The organism is Myxococcota bacterium, from assembly GCA_041389495.1.
In the GTDB taxonomy this organism is placed as follows: Bacteria; Myxococcota_A; UBA9160; order UBA9160; family UBA4427; genus JAWKRT01.
This window is the reverse complement of the sequence record JAWKRT010000005.1, coordinates 235,001-249,739: the sequence shown is the minus strand read 5'-3', so window position 1 is coordinate 249,739 and position 14,739 is coordinate 235,001. Positions and strand designations below refer to the sequence as shown.

The following is a 14,739-nucleotide window of genomic DNA, read 5'->3' as shown; positions in this document are numbered from 1 at the left end:
CGTGGCCCTCGCGCCCCTCGAGATCCGCGCGCTCGCGAAGATCCTCGACGAGCTCGACTACTACCAGATCCTCGAGCTCGAGCGCGGCGCGTCGTCGGGCGACATCAAGAAGGCCTACTACCGCAGCTCGCGCGTCTTCCATCCCGACAGCAACCGCACGCTCGACGACGACCTCCGCCAGGAGTGCGAGCGCATCAGCAAGCGCGTGACCGAGGCCTACTGCGTGCTGCGCGACCCGCGACGACGCAAGGCCTACGACGACCGCGACGCGGAGTCGATGCGCATGCAGCTCGCGCACGCGGAGGCCGAGCACAAGCGCGCACACACCGAGGAGCGCAAGGGCCGGACGCCGCAGGGCCGCCAGTACTTCCAGAAGGCGCAGCAGGACCTCGCGCGCGGCGACGCCAAGTCGGCCGTGCGCAATCTCCAGATGGCGCTGACCTTCGAGCCGCAGAACGCGGGCTTCAAGGCGCAGCTCGAGGAGATCCGCGCCCGGGCGTGACGCACCGTGCGCGGCCTCGCCCGCGCACGCGTCGCTCGGCGAAGCGAGCGCAGGCGGGTATGCTGCCGCCCGTGCCGCATCGACGCCGCTCGCCCTCGACACGCACCGCCCTCCCCCTCCTCCTCGCCTCGCTCGCCGCGTGCGCGATCGCGGCCTGCGAGCCGTCTCCGCCGAGCGCGGCGTCTGCCGGCTCCGGCGACGACGCGCCCGCGGCGAGCGCGACGGCCGCGCCCGCGAGCCCCGCCGCGACACCCGCGGCGGCGGAGCGCGCCGAGCGCCCCCTGCCCGACTTCGGCGGCACGACGCTCGACGGCCGGCCGCTCACGGTGCGATCGCTCCTCGGCCGCGGCCGGATCGTGCTGTTCTTCTTCAATCCGGAGGTCGAGGCCGTCCGCCCGGTCGCGAGCGCGATCGCCGCGATCGCGGGGGACCAGACGCGCCACAACTTCGAGCTGGTCGGGGTCGCCGTGGGCAGCTCGCGCGAGAAGGCGCGCGCGTTCGCCGACGAGATCGGCCTGCGATTCCCGATCCTCGACGACTCGAACGCCGACATCACGCAGCGCCTCGGGCTCCGCTCGCCGGTGCTCGTGCTCTCGGTGGATGCCGACGGCTACATGGGCTTCGGCATGACGTCGTTCCCGACCGATGCGCCCGACGCGCCCCACCACATCGAGAAGATGCTGCGCGAGCGACTGCGCCTACCCGAAGCGCGCGAGCCGGCCGCAGCGAACCTGCTCGCGCGCCCCGAGGCGCCCGTGTTCACCGCGCCGCTCCTCGACGGGGGCGAGTTCCGCCTCGCCGAGCACCGCGGCACGCCGATCGTGCTCGTGTTCTTCCTGCACACGTGCCCGCACTGCCACCACGCTCTCGAGTTCCTGAAGGCCGAGCTCCCGAAGATCGAGGAGTCGAAGCGCCCCGTGCTCTACGGAGTGTCCGTGGTGGATGCGCCCGGCCCCGTGCGCGCCGCACTCCGCGAGGCGAAGCTCGACTTCTTCCCGGTGCTGCGCGACCCGGACGACGCCGTCCGCACCGCCTACGGAACGTTCTCCGGCGTTCCCGACATCGTGCTGATCGACCGCGACGGCCGCATCGCACACCGCACGCAGGGCTGGACGGATCGCGACGAGCCGATGATGCGCATGCAGCTCGCGAAGATCGCCGGCACGAAGGTGCCCATGCTGCTCTCGCGCACCGGGTACACGGGCAACGACGTGTGCGGCGTGTGCCACGAGCTCGAGGCGCGCACGTGGGAGCTGACGAAGCACGCCCGCGCGTTCGACACGCTCGTCACGCACGGCGCCGACCACGACGCCGAGTGCGTGAGCTGCCACGTCGTCGGCTTCGGCGCTCCGGGCGGCTTCGACATGCAGGCGCCGGTCGCGCATCTCGAAGACGTCGGCTGCGAGACGTGCCACGGGCGCGGCGGCCCCCACCTCTCGCCCGATCACGTCGCGAGCGGCGGCTACGAGGCCGTCTGCACGACCTGCCACAACCCGACCCACTCGCTCGGCTTCGACTTCGCGACGTTCCGACCGAGGATCTCGCACACGGCCATCGCCGCGCTCGCGCCGGAGGAGCGTGCGCGCCTCGCGCGCGACACCGGCGGGCCGCGCGACGTGCTCCCGAAGGCGGCGGCGATCGTCGGCTCCGACGCGTGCAAGGGATGTCACGAAGCGGAGTTCGCGACCTGGTCGGCGAGCCCGCACGCGCGCGCGATCGACTCGCTCGCCGCGCAGGGCCGCGGCGAGGATTCCGCCTGCCAGAAGTGCCACGTCACGGGCGCCGGTCGCGACGGCGGCTTCCCGCTCGGCGAGGCGCCGTCCGGCCATCCGGACCTCGCGCGCGTCGGCTGCGAGTCCTGCCACGGAGGCGGCGGCAACCACGTCGCGCCAGAGGCGCCGAAGCGCGGAACGATCGTCAGCCTCGGCGACAAGTGCGACTCCTGCGTGATCCTCCAGATCTGCGGCAGCTGTCACGACGCCGCGAACGATCCGAAGTTCGAGTTCAGCGTCGAGGAGCACATCGAGCGCCAGCGCCACGGGACGATCGAGGCGGGCACGGGCAAGCCGCTCTCGACGTCGGCGCTCGACGGACACCTGCAGGGCGGCGCGGCGCGCGCGCTCGCCGCGCTGCGCTAGCGGGGCCGCGCGTGGAGCCCGACCTGCGCGCAGAGGCGCTCGCGCTGGTGGCCGCGGGTCGCGCCTGGGCCGAGGAGTGGCAGGAGGAGGGCGTCGAGGAGCTCGACGCCACACTCGTCGAGGCGGCGCGCGCGGCGCTCGCCGCTTCCGGTGCAGCCCCGTCGGCCGCGAGCGGGCGCGCCGCGAGCCTCGGACCCGCGACGACGCCCCCCGCGCGCCGCGCGGCCGCGCCTCCGCCGCCCGCCGATCCGACGCGAGCGCGGCCGAGTGCGACGGCCGCGAGCCCCGCGCGCGCGGTCGACGCATCGAGCCTCGAGGCCGTTCGCGCCGCGCTCGGCGACTGCAGGCGCTGCGCGCTCTGCGAGGGCCGCACGCACATCGTCTTCGGCGACGGCGCGCCCGACGCGTCGATCCTGTTCGTGGGCGAGGGGCCCGGACAGACGGAGGACGAGCGCGGCCTCCCGTTCGTCGGCCGCGCGGGCGAGCTGCTGACCCAGATGATCGAGAAGGGGCTCGGCGTGCCGCGCACCTCGGTCTACATCTGCAACATCGTGAAGTGTCGGCCGCCGAACAATCGCACGCCGCTGCCGAACGAGGTCGCAGCGTGCAAGCCGTTCCTCGACGGACAGATCGACGCCGTCGCCCCGCGCGTGATCGTCGCGCTCGGCAAGCCGGCGACGAGCCTGCTGCTCGGGCGCGACGTCTCGATCACGCGCGTGCGGGGGACGTGGCAGGAGTACCGCGGCATTCCCGTGATGCCGACGTTCCACCCGGCCTTCGTCCTGCGGCAGTACACGCCGGAGAACCGGCGCCACGTCTGGAACGACCTGCGCGCGGCGCTCGACCGCGCGCAGGGTCGTTAGTCGCTCAGGGCCGCTCGGGCACCTCGGCGGTCTGCTTCGCGCGGAACGCATCGAGCTTGCGCCGCACGTCGGCATCCCGGCCCGCGAGGATCTGCCCGGCGAAGATTCCCGCGTTCTTCGCGCCCGCCTTCCCGACTGCGAACGTGGCCACCGGGATGCCGCCCGGCATCTGGACCGTGGAGAGGAGCGCATCCATCCCGTTCAGGGCAGAGCCGTCGAGCGGCACCCCGAGCACGGGGAGATGGGTCAGCGCGGCAGTCACGCCCGCGAGGTGCGCGGCCATGCCCGCCCCGCAGATGAAGACCTCGATCCCGCGCTCCTCCGCCGTCGTCACGAAATCGTGGTGACGCTGCGGCGTGCGATGCGCCGAGATCACGCGCACGTCGCACGCGACGCCGAGCGTCGCCAGCGCGTCGGCCGCCGGCTTCATCTTGTCCCAGTCGTTGGCGCTGCCCATCAGGATCGCCACGCGCGCGCGCGCGTCGTCGGATGCCGTCACCGAATGCCTCCCGTCGATTCGCGGGCGTCCCGCTCGCCGACGCCGGCGAGCGCACCCCCGCGCGTGTGTCGGGCGCGGAGCGTCGGGGGATAGCGCGATCGAGGCGGCCGCGGAAGCCTCGCGCGAGCGGCTAGACTGCGCCGCCCATGGCCATCTCCGCAGCCACCTCCGTGTGCGCGATCGTGCTCCACCCGGCCGGACACACGCGCTCGCCGGCGATGCACAACACCGCCTTCGCGGCGATGGGGATCGACGCCGTCTACGTCGCCTTCGACGTGCCGCCGGCGGCGCTCGACGGCGCGATCGCGGGCGCGCGCGCGCTCGGGATCCGCCAGCTCGCCGTCTCGCTGCCCCACAAGGAAGCGGTGCTGCCGCTGCTCGACGACGTCGACGAGACCGCGCGCGCGATCGGCGCGGTCAACACGGTGACGCGCGTCGACGGGCGCCTCGTCGGGTCGAACACCGACTGGCTCGGCGCCGTGCGCGCGCTCGAACGCGCGACCTCACTCGCCGGGGCCGAGGCCGTGGTGCTCGGCGCGGGCGGCACCGCGCGCGCCGCGACGTTCGGCCTGCTCGAGCGCGGAGCGCGCGTCACGGTGCTGAACCGGACGCCCGCGAAGGCGGAGGCGCTCGCACGCGATCTCGGCGCGCACGACGCCGGCCCGCTCGCCTCGCTCGCGGGACGCGAGTTCGGCGTGCTCGTGAACACGACGAGCGTGGGTCTCGGGAGCGACGCATCGCCCGTTCCGGCCGGGGCGCACCGGCGTGGCTCCGTCGTGATGGACGCCGTCTACCAGCCCGCGCGCACGCGGCTCCTCGCCGACGCGGAGGCGGCCGGCGCGATCGCCGTCGGGGGCAAGTGGATGCTCGTGCTGCAGGCGGCCGAGCAGATCCGCCTGTGGACGGGCCGCGATGCGCCGCTCGACGCGATGGCCGAGGCGTTCGACCGGGCCGGGACCGGGTGAGCGATCGGAGGCGAGGCTAGGCCTCGTAGCCCCACTTCTCCTTGTTCGCGGAGATCTGCTCGGGAGACGGCGGGTCGGCGTCCTCGCGCTCGGGGACCACGAAGTCGTTGCGGAACTCGACGATGCGCGCGTTCTCCGCGACGTCCTCGGCAAAGACGTCCGGCACCTGCTCGTCCTCGAAGATCGCCTCCCAGGGGCACTCCGGCTCGCACACGCCGCAGTTGATGCACTCCTCGGGATCGATGTAGAGCTGGTTCTCGAAGCCGTCGGCGTCGCCCTTGTTCTTGTGCTGGACGATGCAGTCGACGGGGCAGACCTCGACGCATGCCATGTCGATGCAGTCGCGGCACAGGCGGGTGATCACCCAGGTCATCGAAGCCTCCTAGTAACCCTGCAGGTGGTTCGCAGCGCGCTCCCGGGACGCACTGCGCGAGAAGCGGTTGGTGTGGAGTCGTGCGAGGCCGTGCGGCCCGGCCCCGCGGCGGCGGCGGCGGCGCGCCTTCGCCCGATCGGCGCGGCTACTTGAGCTTGGCTTCCTTGTAGACCACGTGCTTGCGCGCGACCGGATCGTACTTCTTGAACTCGAGCTTGTGAGGCGTGTTCGTCTTGTTCTTGCTCGTCGTGTAGAAGTGGCCGGTGCCCTCGCTCGACTCGAGCTTGATCTTCTCGCGCTTGCCCTTCTTCGCCATGACCGGCTCTCTCTCTTCTTCGCTGCGCGCGACCGACCGAGGCGGCGGAGGGCGTCTCGCCCGTCGCTCGCGCCGCGGCCGCGCGTGTTACCCGTGGCTGGGCGTGGGGACGACGTTGCCGCTTCGAACGAACACCCGCACGCGGGCGCCGTCGCGCTCCTCGATGCGCACGCGCGACGGCTTGCCGTCCTTCGGATCGACGAGCATCACGTTCGAGATGTCGACGAAGCCTTCCTGCTCGAGCACGCCGCCCTGTCGCGCGCCCTTGCGCCCGGGCTTGAGGTGGCGCTTCTGCATGCGCACCCCCTCGACGCGAACCCGCCCGCGGAGGGCGTCGACGGCGAGAACGCGACCCTGCTTCCGCCGCGGCGGGTCGCCCTTCTCCCAGTCGCCGCCCGTGATGACCTGGACCAGGTCGCCCTTCCTGATGCGCTGCATTCCATCTGCCTCCGAGGAGGCGCAATGTATGCAAGAGCGCGGCGGCCAATTCAATACCTCCCGGGGGGATCGGGGCGCTTTTTTCGCGCGCTGCCGCCGACTTCCGCGCGCGCGGCCGGCACGCTCGCGGCGCTCCCGAAGCCGCCGCGAGCTTCGATACCCTCGCCCGCCGCGCGGGCCACCGGCACGCGTGCTCGCACGGCGCACCCCGCGCCCGCGGAGCGGAAGCCTCGGGGAAGGCAGCCGGACGGAAGGCCGCCGGAGGTGGGAATGAGGGTTGCCGCTCGCGTCGCGCTCGGCGCGGTGTGTCTCGGTGTCGCGTCCTTCGCGGCGTGCCAGTGGGTCCTGCCCGAGCGCTTCGCGGTCAACGCGCCGATGCTCAACACGCTCTTCGGGATCGGCGGCGGCGTACCCCCCGCCGCGGTGGTCGACGAGCGGTTCCGCGCGCCGGCCGGCTTCCAGGTCTCGCTGTACGCGGCGGTCCCGCGCGCGCGCCTGCTCCACTTCACGCCGGCGGGCGACCTGCTCGTCTCGGCGCCGCGCACGAACCAGGTCTGGCTGCTCGAGCGCGACCGCGACGGCGACGGACGGCCCGACGCCGTGCGCGCACTCGACCTCGAGCTCGACCGGCCGCACGGTCTCGCTGTCTTCGAGGGCGCGCTCTACGTCGCCGAGGGCACGCGCATTCGGCACGTCGACTTCGACGTCGACCGCGGCGTCGCGACGGGCGCGATGACGACCCTCGTCGACGGGCTGCCCGACGGCGGCAATCACTGGACGCGCACGCTCGGCATCGGGCCCGACCGCGGCCTGTACGTCACCGTCGGCTCGAGCTGCAACGTGTGCGAAGAAGAGGACGAGCGCCGCGCCGCGATGCTCCGCTACGAGCTCGACGGCAGCGGGTACGAGCTCTACGCGACGGGCCTGCGCAACGCCGTCGACTTCGGCTGGCATCCGGCGACGGGCGCGCTCTACGCCACCGACAACGGCCGCGACCTCCTCGGCGACGACTTCCCACCCTGCGAGCTCGACCGCATCGTGCGCGGCGGCTTCTACGGCTGGCCCTACGTCAACGGCGACGGCGTCGCGGACCCCGACTTCGGCGGCGCCCGCCCCGACCTCGCGGCCCGCGCCATTCCGCCGGCCCACGCGTTCCGCGCGCACAACGCCCCGCTCGGGATCGGCTTCGCCCACGGCGCGTCGACGCCGCCGGGCTACGCGGGCGCGGCGTTCGTCGCGCTCCACGGCTCCTGGAATCGCACGCGCAAGGACGGGTACCGCGTCGTCTCGCTCCACTGGCGCGACGACGGGACGATCGAGGAGCGCCCGTTCCTCGACGGCTTCGAGGCGGGCGGCGAAGTGATCGGCCGGCCCGTCGATGCCGAGCCGGGCCCCGACGGCGCCGTCTACGTGAGTGACGACTACGCCGGCGCCGTCTGGCGCGTCGCGCCCGACGACCGCGCCGCGCGCGCCGCGCCGGCGGGCGACGCGCCTCGGGCGCTCGACGCGTCGGCGGCCGGGACGGCGACCCGCGCGCTCGCGGCGCTCGGCACCGCGGAACGGGCCGAGCTCTCGGCGCGCGGCGCCGCGCTCTACGAGCGCCACGCGTGCGCGAGCTGTCACGAGGCGGAACGCGCCGCTCCGGGCGTCGTGTCCGTGCCGCTGCACGACCTCTCGACGCGCTACGACATCGACGCGCTCGCGGCCTCGTTCGAGAGCCCCACGCCGCCGATGCCCGTCTTCGACCTCGATGCGAGCGAGCGACGCGCGCTCGCCGTGTACCTGCTCTCGCGGGAGACCGCGGAGCCGGGCCGCCCGGGGGATGCTCGTTAGGTCGTGCCGGAGACGGTGACGCCTCGCGCGCTCACGCGTGTGCGTGCCGGTGCACGAGCACGCCGTCGTCGCGCCACGAGGTCACGCAGAGCCCCTTCGCCTCGAGCACGTCGAGCGCGCCGATCACCATCAGCATGCGGTTGCGCATCTCGCGCACCGGATCGGCCTTCGGGAACAGCGCGCGCCAGATCTCCCAGGCCGTCGCGTCCTGCCCGAGCGCATCGAGATTGCGCAGGCCGCGCTCGATGCGCTGGATGCGCACGTCGTAGAACAGCAGCGCGTCGTCGATCGCGCGCGATGGGCGTCGCAGCGTACCGCCGTGCGCGGGGAGGATCGTGCGCGGGTCGAGCGCGCGGAGGCGCCGCAGCGACGAGAGATAGGCCGGCAGGCCGCGGAAGCGCTGGCGTCGGCGCAGCGGATCGCTCGCATCGGGGTGCGCGCTCGTGAAGTACGTCGTCGTCGACGGGACGGCGTTGCCCATCACGGTATCGCCGGTGAGCAGAGTGCCGGACTCCGGCTCCTCGAGCACGACGTGCCCGATGGTGTGGCCGGGCGCGTGGTGCACGCGCAGCTCGAACCCCTTGAACGCGACCGCGTCGCCGTCGCGCAGCACGCGGTCGACGCGCGTCGGCGCGCACAGCGCGGGCGACTCGGCGATCACGCTCCGCACCCAGCTCTCCTGGAGCCGTCGCGTGTCGTCGTCGACGCCGTAGACGCGGAAGAGCTCCTCGTTCTCGTGGATACGCTCGTCGCGCTCCTCGCTGAAGCCCTCGATCATCGCGACCTCGTCCTCGTGCGCGCCGACCTCGACGTCGCCTCCGAGCTCGCGCAGGAGCTGCGCCTGGCCCAGGTGGTCGGCGTGGTAGTGCGTGAGGACGACGCGCCGCACCTCGTCGAGGCCGCGCCCGAGCGCGTCGAACGCACTCTCCAGGGCCGCGCGCGAGGGCGCGCTGCGCACACCCGTATCGATGAGCGTGAGAGGGTCGCCGTCGACGACGTAGATCTGGACGGGGCCGACCTCCCAGGGAGTCGGCAGGACGATGCGATGGAGCGACGGGAGCGAAGGAACCGGTGCCCGCTCGAGGCCGAACGTGGTTCCGGCTCGAGGAGTCCGGACCGCCATGGCGGCACGATAGCGAGGCCGCCGGCGTCCGGGCAGCGGGGGCCGCGGCACGATGCGACCGCCGCGGCACGATGCGACGGCCGCGAGCGCGGGACGGGTACGCGGCTCGCTCCCTCCCCCCGATGGGTACAATCGCGCGCGTGCCCGGCTCCTCCGCGTCCAGGACGCGCGCCCGCGCAGGGCGCGCCGGTCTCAGCACGCTGCTCGTCGCGAGCGCGCTCGGCGCGCTGTTCGCGACCGCTCCCGCGGCCGCGCGCTCACGGCTCGCGGTCTCGGCGCCGCTGCGGTTCGGGGAGTTCGACGCGATCACGTACGCAGAGGACGGCCGACCGATCGGCCACGCCCATCTGTCGATCTCGAAGGACCCGGATGGCCGCGTCCGCATGAAGTCGCGCACCGCGATCGACGGAGGTGCGCGCAACGAGGCGAACGCGGAGTTCACCGTCGGGGGCGACGGGCGGACGTTGCGGCTGATCGCGCAGCACATCGAGTCGTTCGACGAGGAGGGCGCATCGCGCGGTGCGATCGTCATCGATCACGAGCGCGGAACGGGGCGCTGCGAGCGGAATCGCACGGGGGACAGCGCGACCATCGCCCTCCCCGAGAGCGATCGCGTCGCGAACGCCGTGCTCAATCTGCTGTTCGCGCCGATCGCGCGCGACGGCCTCGAGCGGCTCGAGTTCCAGCTCTTCCTGTGCCGCGGCGGGCCGCGCATCATCGACTTCGCGGCGTCGATGGCGCCGCGTGTCGACGCCGGTGGCGACCACCGCGTGGTCGACATCGAATACCGTCCCGATCTCGGCCCGCTGCTCCGCTGGCTTCCCGACGCCGTGCTGCCCGAGCTGCACTTCTGGCTCGACGCGGACGGCAACTACCTCGCGCACCGCATCCCGCTGTACACCGAGGGACCGGAGGTGCTCGTGATCCGCTCCGACCTCTCGCCCGCCTCGCTCGCCCCGCGATCGGGCGACTGAGCCTTCGGCGTCCGCGCTCAGTCGGCCGCGCGCGCGGCCGCGGACGGCGCCACCGCGAAGGGCAGCCCGTCGACCACCTGGAGGCGCGAACCTCCGACGCCGACGACGTGGCGGCCGAGCATCGCGACGCGTTCGACCGCCTGCGTGTCGAGCACGTCGACCACGCGATCGAGCGTCGGAGCCAGCACCTGGACCCCGCGATCACCCGCGAGGAAGACGCGCGATCCGACGCGCGCGACGTCGGTCACGCTGCCCACGCGCTTGGGCAGCAGACGCGCGATCGCGCGAGGAGCGCGCGCGTCGCTCGCATCGAGCACCAGTACGCCTCCCTTGCCGGCGACGAAGACCGTGTGCCCGAAGGCGCGGATGCGCTCGGTCGCGAAGTCGCGTCCGAGGCGGAGCTGACTCAGCACCCGACCCTGCGCGAGCAGCTCGGGCGTCGACACGAGCAGCATGTCCTCGTCGGCGGCGAGCAGGAGATCACCCGTGTGTGCGATCGCGAGGATCGCCTGACGGAGCACGCGTCGCGGCGGAGACGCGAAGCTCGCGGGCGCGACGAGCAGTCCCTTCGCCCCGCCGAGCCAGACCTGCTCGCCCATCGGCTCGAGCGACGTCAGCGACCCGATGTCGCCGCGCGACCAGCGCGTCGTCGCCCGGGGCTCCGCGCCGGCGAGCGCGACCACCTCGAGCCCGTCCTCGCCGAAGATGGCGACGCGATCTCCGAGCAGCGCGACACCTTCGAAGTGCTCGAAGCTCGCCTTGCGGTCATAGCGCGCGAGCGACACGGGCTCGGCGGGATCCGCGAGCAGCACCACCTCGAACGAGCCGTCCTCGAAGAGTGCGACCGCGCGATCGCCGCGGGCGTCGACGGCCGCCGCGCGCGCACCCATGTCGATCGGCGCGCGCACCGCGGCGCGCGACGACCAGGTCGCGAGAGGCAGGAAGAACTCGTCCCAGAAGCGCGGCCCCGCACTCCCGAACAGCACCGACGTTCCCGCCAGGTGCTCGCGAGACTCGACGCGCATCGCGAAGTCGCGCGTCCAGGCGACCTCGTCTCCGACGCCCAACGAGACGGTCGTCGTGACCTGCACACCGGGCTTCTCGATGACGGAGCCCGTGACCGTCGTCGCGACGTTCTGCTCGCGGTGGCGAACGGTCAGCAGCGCATCGACACCCGCGGACTTCGCCTGCGCGGCAGAAGCGAGCAGGACGAGCTGCGCCGGTGCGACGGAGTACGCCTCCTTGGCCGCGTCGCGGAAGGCTTCGACGACCCGCGCCGCCTCGGGCGCGTCCGCCGGGAGCTCGACGAGGAGGCCGACCCGTCGGATCGGCGCGACGCGCGCGCGAGCCTCCACCGCGGCCACGGTCCGGCGCGCCTCGGCCGCGAAGTCGCTCTCGGGATGTCGATCGGCAAACTCGCTCAGCGCCGATGCGCTCGGCGCGGAAGCGATCCGGCCGAGGTAGATGGCATTGCCCTCCGCGCGCGGGGCGAGGGCGCTCGACGGGAACTCCGAAGCGAACTCCTGATACGCCTGCGCACTTCCGGTCGCGCGCGCCGCCTCGAACGTCACCTGTTCGAGCTGCTCCTGCAGCGCGCTTGCGAGTCCGCTCTGCGGGTACCGGGTCTGGAACTCCCGGAAGGTCGCGAGCGTGGGAGCGCGCCGCAGTGCGAGGAAGTCGAGGTGCTCACGGGCGGCGTCGGTGTAGTCGGAATCCGGGTACTCGCGCAGGAAGCGGTGGTAGCCAGCCGCCGAATCTTCGGCGAGCGCAGCCTTCCAGGCGCGGCCGGCCGCGCAGCCGCCGGCGAGGAGCGCGAGCGAGGCGAGCGCGAAGAACGTGCGCGCCGAGACCGCGAGAGGCGTGGTGGAGCGGGAGATGGCGAGTCCTCCTCGCGCGGCACGACCGCCGCGCGACCGATCGGATCTGCGGGCCGGATCGGCCCCTCTCCTCGCCGGCTTGAGGCGCAGGCAGGTGGTCAAGTGACTGGAATCACGCGCAATTGGATCGGCGGCCCGGACAGGCGCCTCGGGGACGGAGCTCCGCGTGCCGCGAGCCCCCTCGAGGCCTCGGGCCGCTCGCACCGAGCGGAGCGGCCGATGCCTCGCCGCACCTCGGCCGGCCGGGGCGGGGTCGCCCGCCGCGCTCAGGACGCGTCCGGCAACGCCAGCAGGATCGAGGTGTTCACGCCACCGAACGCGAAGTTGTTCGTCATGGCGACCGAGACGGCCAGGTCGCGCGGGGCGCCGCGCACGTAGTCGAGGTCACCGCAGCGCGGGTCGACCCGCTCGAGGCCGCGCGTCGGCGCGACCCAGCCCTCGCGGAGCATCTCGATCGTGATCCAGGCCTCGATCGAGCCACAGGCGCCGAGCGCGTGGCCGAGGTGACCCTTGAGCGAGCTCACGGGAACCGTGTTGCCGAAGACGGCAGCCGTCGCCCGACTCTCGGCGATGTCGCCGACGTCCGTCCCGGTCGCGTGCGCGTTCACGTACCCGACGTCGGAGGGCGCGAGCCGCGCGTCGTCGAGCGCGAGCCGCATCACGCGCTCCATGCCCGCCGCGTCGGGGTTCGTCATGTGGCGGCCATCGCAGTTCGTCGCGAAGCCGAGGATCTCGGCGTGGATGCGCGCCCCGCGCGCGAGCGCGTGCTCGCGCTCCTCGAGCACGAACGTGCAGGCGCCCTCGGAGCACACGAGGCCGTCGCGATCGACGTCGAACGGCCGAGGCGTACGGTCCGGCTCGTCGTTGCGCGTCGACGCGGCGAAGAGGATGTCGAAGATCGCGACGTCGATGAGGCCGAGCTCCTCGGCGCCCCCGGCGAGCATCACCGTCTGCTGGCCGTGCTTGATCGCCTCGTAGCCGTAGCCGATGCCCTGGCTCGCGGACGTGCAGGCCGAGCACGTCGGCAGGACGCGCCCGCGCACCTCGAAGAACTGCGCGATGTTCGCCGCGCACGTGTGGCTCATGAAGCGGATGTATTCGTTCGCGCCGATTCCGCTCAGCGTGTGACGCGCGTGGAAGCGCTCCGCCCAGGCCGCGAGCGCGGCCGGGCTCCCGGCCGTGGAACCGAATGCGATGCCCGTCGAGCCATCGCTGACGAGCGGGCTCCCGAGCAGCCCCGCGTCGAGCAGCGCGCACTCGGTCGCGCGGACCGCCATCGCGGAGTCGCGCCCCATGGTGCGCGTCTTCTTGCGCGACCAGCTCGCGGGAAGCTCGAAGCCGACGACGGGTGCGGAGAGCCGCGTCTGGAGTCCGTCGAGCGCGCCGTAGGCGGCGTTCGCCGACACCCCCGACCGACCGGACCGCAACGCTGCGCGCACGCCCGACCAGTCCTGCCCGAGCGAGCAGATCGCACCCGTTCCCGTGACGACGACGCGCTTCACGAGGCCTCCGCCCGCGCTTCCCACACGTCGTAGAAGTTGAACCACTGGCGCGGCGCCCGCACGCAGTAGTGCTCGAGCCGGCTCACGTAGCCGCGCGCGAGCTTCTCGACGAGCTCGGGCCGGCGCGCGCGCGGCACGGGAGAGTACGGGTCCGCGAGCATCTCGACGTGGACGGCGTAGCGCCGCCGACCGTCGCGCAACGCGAGGACGAGGAGCGCGGGCGCGCCGAAGAGAAGCGGCAGCTCGAACGGCGCGATGGGGAACGGCGCAGGAGCGCCGAGGAACTCGATCCATCGCGCGCGATGGCGGTCGTTCGGCTCGACCCGATCCGCCAGGATTGCGACGTGCTCCGCGCGATCGAGGCACGCCTTGATGCGCAGCGCCGTCGTCGCCGCGTCGTCGTCGGCGGCGATCACGCGAAGCTCGGCGCCGGGCCCGAGCTCACGGAAGATCGCGTTGATCTTCGCGGCGTGCCGCGTGTACATCAGCACGTTGACGGGGACGCCGTCCGCGACCGAGAGCACGCGAAGCGCGTCGAAGCTGCCGAGATGAGCCCCGTAGAGGATGGCGCCGCGCCCTTCGGCGTGGAGCCGGTCGAAGTGCTCGCGCCCGCTGAAGGCGAACTCGAAATCCTCCTCGCGGCCGCCCCAGAGCCCGATCCGGTCGGCGATCGACAGCGCGAACTCGCGATAGTGGAGGAAGCTCTGCCAGAGCCCGGGCTCGCGAGCTTCGGAGGGGGATTCCCCGACGCCGGTATCGGAACGCGCGGCGATGCGGGCGAGGAACCGGCGCGAGGCAGCTCGGCCGGTGGGATCGGTCGCGAAGAAGTACGCGACGACGGCATACACGAGCGGGAGCGTGAGCACGGGCCCGAGAGCCCGGTAGCACGCCACCGTCAGCCTCAGGCCCCACATCGAGCCGCGTTCGCGAATCCGCGTCCAGTCGCGGCCCGGACGGCCGTCGCCCATCGCTCTACCCGGCGGCCCCACCCGCCCGCGAGCGCGCGATGACGTCGACGACGTCGGCGAGCGTCTCGAAGCGCTCCATGTCGTCGGTGGTGAATCGGTAGCCGAGCTCCTCCTCCACCGCGATCGCGAGGTCGACGGCATCGATGCTGTCGAGGTCGAGGTCCTCGAGCGTGGAGGTGGGCAGCACCCGCTGCGCGTCGAGGTCGAACTCCCGAGCCATGATCTTCCGGATCAGGTCGAGGATGTGCTCCGCCGTCATCGGGCTCGCCTGCGTCATGCCGAACGCCCCAGTTCCTTCTCGAAGTGGGCTCGGTAGCGAGCGGTCAGCTTCCGAGCCGCGCGTCCGCGCGACGCCTCGGCCGTCTCGC

The 14,739-nt window shown here is 73.0% G+C and carries 16 protein-coding genes (1 of these 16 running past the window's edge); 6 read left to right on the top strand and 10 right to left on the bottom strand.

Going from position 1 to position 14,739, the window contains the following annotated elements; all coding sequences use genetic code 11:
* Nucleotide 1: 1 nt before the first annotated feature.
* From R3E88_20940 to R3E88_20930, 3 genes are all read left to right on the top strand, one after another.
* A complete protein-coding gene (locus R3E88_20940) occupies nt 2–502 on the top strand; it encodes a DnaJ domain-containing protein (GenBank protein MEZ4218945.1) in 501 nt (166 codons plus the stop codon).
* A gap of 71 nt (nt 503–573) precedes the next feature.
* A complete protein-coding gene (locus R3E88_20935; protein MEZ4218944.1) occupies nt 574–2,640 on the top strand; it encodes a multiheme c-type cytochrome in 2,067 nt (688 codons plus the stop codon).
* A gap of 11 nt (nt 2,641–2,651) precedes the next feature.
* Complete coding sequence (locus tag R3E88_20930; protein ID MEZ4218943.1) at nt 2,652–3,503, top strand: uracil-DNA glycosylase; 852 nt, start codon at nt 2,652–2,654, stop codon at nt 3,501–3,503.
* Nucleotides 3,504–3,507: 4 nt separating this feature from the next.
* Here R3E88_20930 and purE read toward each other — a convergent pair whose 3' ends face one another.
* On the bottom strand, nt 3,508–3,972 hold the full coding sequence (gene purE / locus R3E88_20925) for a 5-(carboxyamino)imidazole ribonucleotide mutase (protein MEZ4218942.1): 465 nt from the start codon (nt 3,970–3,972) through the stop codon (nt 3,508–3,510).
* 176 nt (nt 3,973–4,148) lie between these two features.
* On the opposite strand from purE, the gene R3E88_20920 reads away from it, so the two are divergent.
* On the top strand, nt 4,149–4,967 hold the full coding sequence (locus R3E88_20920) for a shikimate dehydrogenase (GenBank protein MEZ4218941.1): 819 nt from the start codon (nt 4,149–4,151) through the stop codon (nt 4,965–4,967).
* 16 nt (nt 4,968–4,983) lie between these two features.
* On the opposite strand, the gene R3E88_20915 is transcribed toward R3E88_20920, so the two are convergent.
* The 3 genes from R3E88_20915 to rplX all read right to left on the bottom strand — a co-directional run bounded on the left by R3E88_20915 (nt 4,984) and on the right by rplX (nt 6,094).
* Nucleotides 4,984–5,340 (bottom strand): 4Fe-4S dicluster domain-containing protein, encoded by a 357-nt coding sequence (locus tag R3E88_20915; GenBank protein ID MEZ4218940.1) that lies wholly within the window; start codon nt 5,338–5,340, stop codon nt 4,984–4,986.
* Nucleotides 5,341–5,485: 145 nt separating this feature from the next.
* Nucleotides 5,486–5,656 carry a 50S ribosomal protein L33 gene (gene rpmG, locus R3E88_20910; GenBank protein ID MEZ4218939.1) on the bottom strand — a complete coding sequence of 57 codons (171 nt, stop codon included), beginning with the start codon at nt 5,654–5,656 and terminating at the stop codon, nt 5,486–5,488.
* Between the two features lie 87 nt (nt 5,657–5,743).
* On the bottom strand, nt 5,744–6,094 hold the full coding sequence (gene rplX / locus R3E88_20905; GenBank protein MEZ4218938.1) for a 50S ribosomal protein L24: 351 nt from the start codon (nt 6,092–6,094) through the stop codon (nt 5,744–5,746).
* A 270-nt stretch (nt 6,095–6,364) separates the two neighbouring features.
* Between rplX and R3E88_20900 the strand changes: the two genes are divergently transcribed.
* Complete coding sequence (locus R3E88_20900) at nt 6,365–7,927, top strand: PQQ-dependent sugar dehydrogenase (protein MEZ4218937.1); 1,563 nt, start codon at nt 6,365–6,367, stop codon at nt 7,925–7,927.
* 31 nt (nt 7,928–7,958) lie between these two features.
* Here the strand turns inward: R3E88_20900 and R3E88_20895 are convergent, their stop codons facing one another.
* Entirely contained in the window at nt 7,959–9,050 is a 1,092-nt protein-coding gene (locus R3E88_20895; GenBank protein MEZ4218936.1) for an MBL fold metallo-hydrolase, read from the bottom strand.
* A gap of 140 nt (nt 9,051–9,190) precedes the next feature.
* Here R3E88_20895 and R3E88_20890 point away from each other — a divergent pair, with 140 nt between their 5' ends.
* A complete protein-coding gene (locus R3E88_20890) occupies nt 9,191–10,024 on the top strand; it encodes a hypothetical protein (protein MEZ4218935.1) in 834 nt (277 codons plus the stop codon).
* 17 nt (nt 10,025–10,041) lie between these two features.
* On the opposite strand, the gene R3E88_20885 is transcribed toward R3E88_20890, so the two are convergent.
* The 5 genes from R3E88_20885 to R3E88_20865 all read right to left on the bottom strand — a co-directional run.
* Nucleotides 10,042–12,003, bottom strand: a complete 1,962-nt coding sequence (locus tag R3E88_20885; GenBank protein MEZ4218934.1) for a hypothetical protein — start codon at nt 12,001–12,003, stop codon at nt 10,042–10,044.
* Between the two features lie 164 nt (nt 12,004–12,167).
* Nucleotides 12,168–13,403, bottom strand: coding sequence for a beta-ketoacyl-ACP synthase (locus R3E88_20880; protein ID MEZ4218933.1), 1,236 nt, complete (start codon nt 13,401–13,403; stop codon nt 12,168–12,170).
* The gene (locus R3E88_20875) at nt 13,400–14,296 is read right to left on the bottom strand and encodes a hypothetical protein (protein MEZ4218932.1); all 897 of its coding nucleotides are present in this window, start codon (nt 14,294–14,296) and stop codon (nt 13,400–13,402) included. The genes R3E88_20880 and R3E88_20875 overlap by 4 nt, the downstream gene beginning before the upstream one ends.
* Before the next feature lie 79 nt (nt 14,297–14,375).
* Nucleotides 14,376–14,648: a phosphopantetheine-binding protein gene (locus tag R3E88_20870; protein MEZ4218931.1), complete on the bottom strand. Its 273-nt coding sequence runs from the start codon at nt 14,646–14,648 to the stop codon at nt 14,376–14,378.
* On the bottom strand, nt 14,645–14,739 hold the 3' end of the coding sequence (locus tag R3E88_20865; protein MEZ4218930.1) for a lysophospholipid acyltransferase family protein. 670 nt of this gene lie beyond the right edge of the window; only the last 95 of its 765 coding nucleotides appear in the window; its start codon lies off the right edge, out of view; the stop codon is at nt 14,645–14,647. Before R3E88_20865 ends, R3E88_20870 begins: the two co-directional genes overlap by 4 nt.

Coding starts and splice junctions, on each gene's coding strand:
- R3E88_20920 (MEZ4218941.1), top strand. CDS start 4,149: ATGGCCATCTCCGCAGCCACCTCCGTGTGCGCGATCGTGCTCCACCCG.
- R3E88_20915 (MEZ4218940.1), bottom strand. CDS start 5,340: ATGACCTGGGTGATCACCCGCCTGTGCCGCGACTGCATCGACATGGCA.
- rpmG (MEZ4218939.1), bottom strand. CDS start 5,656: ATGGCGAAGAAGGGCAAGCGCGAGAAGATCAAGCTCGAGTCGAGCGAG.
- rplX (MEZ4218938.1), bottom strand. CDS start 6,094: ATGCAGCGCATCAGGAAGGGCGACCTGGTCCAGGTCATCACGGGCGGC.
- R3E88_20900 (MEZ4218937.1), top strand. CDS start 6,365: ATGAGGGTTGCCGCTCGCGTCGCGCTCGGCGCGGTGTGTCTCGGTGTC.
- R3E88_20895 (MEZ4218936.1), bottom strand. CDS start 9,050: ATGGCGGTCCGGACTCCTCGAGCCGGAACCACGTTCGGCCTCGAGCGG.
- R3E88_20870 (MEZ4218931.1), bottom strand. CDS start 14,648: ATGACGCAGGCGAGCCCGATGACGGCGGAGCACATCCTCGACCTGATC.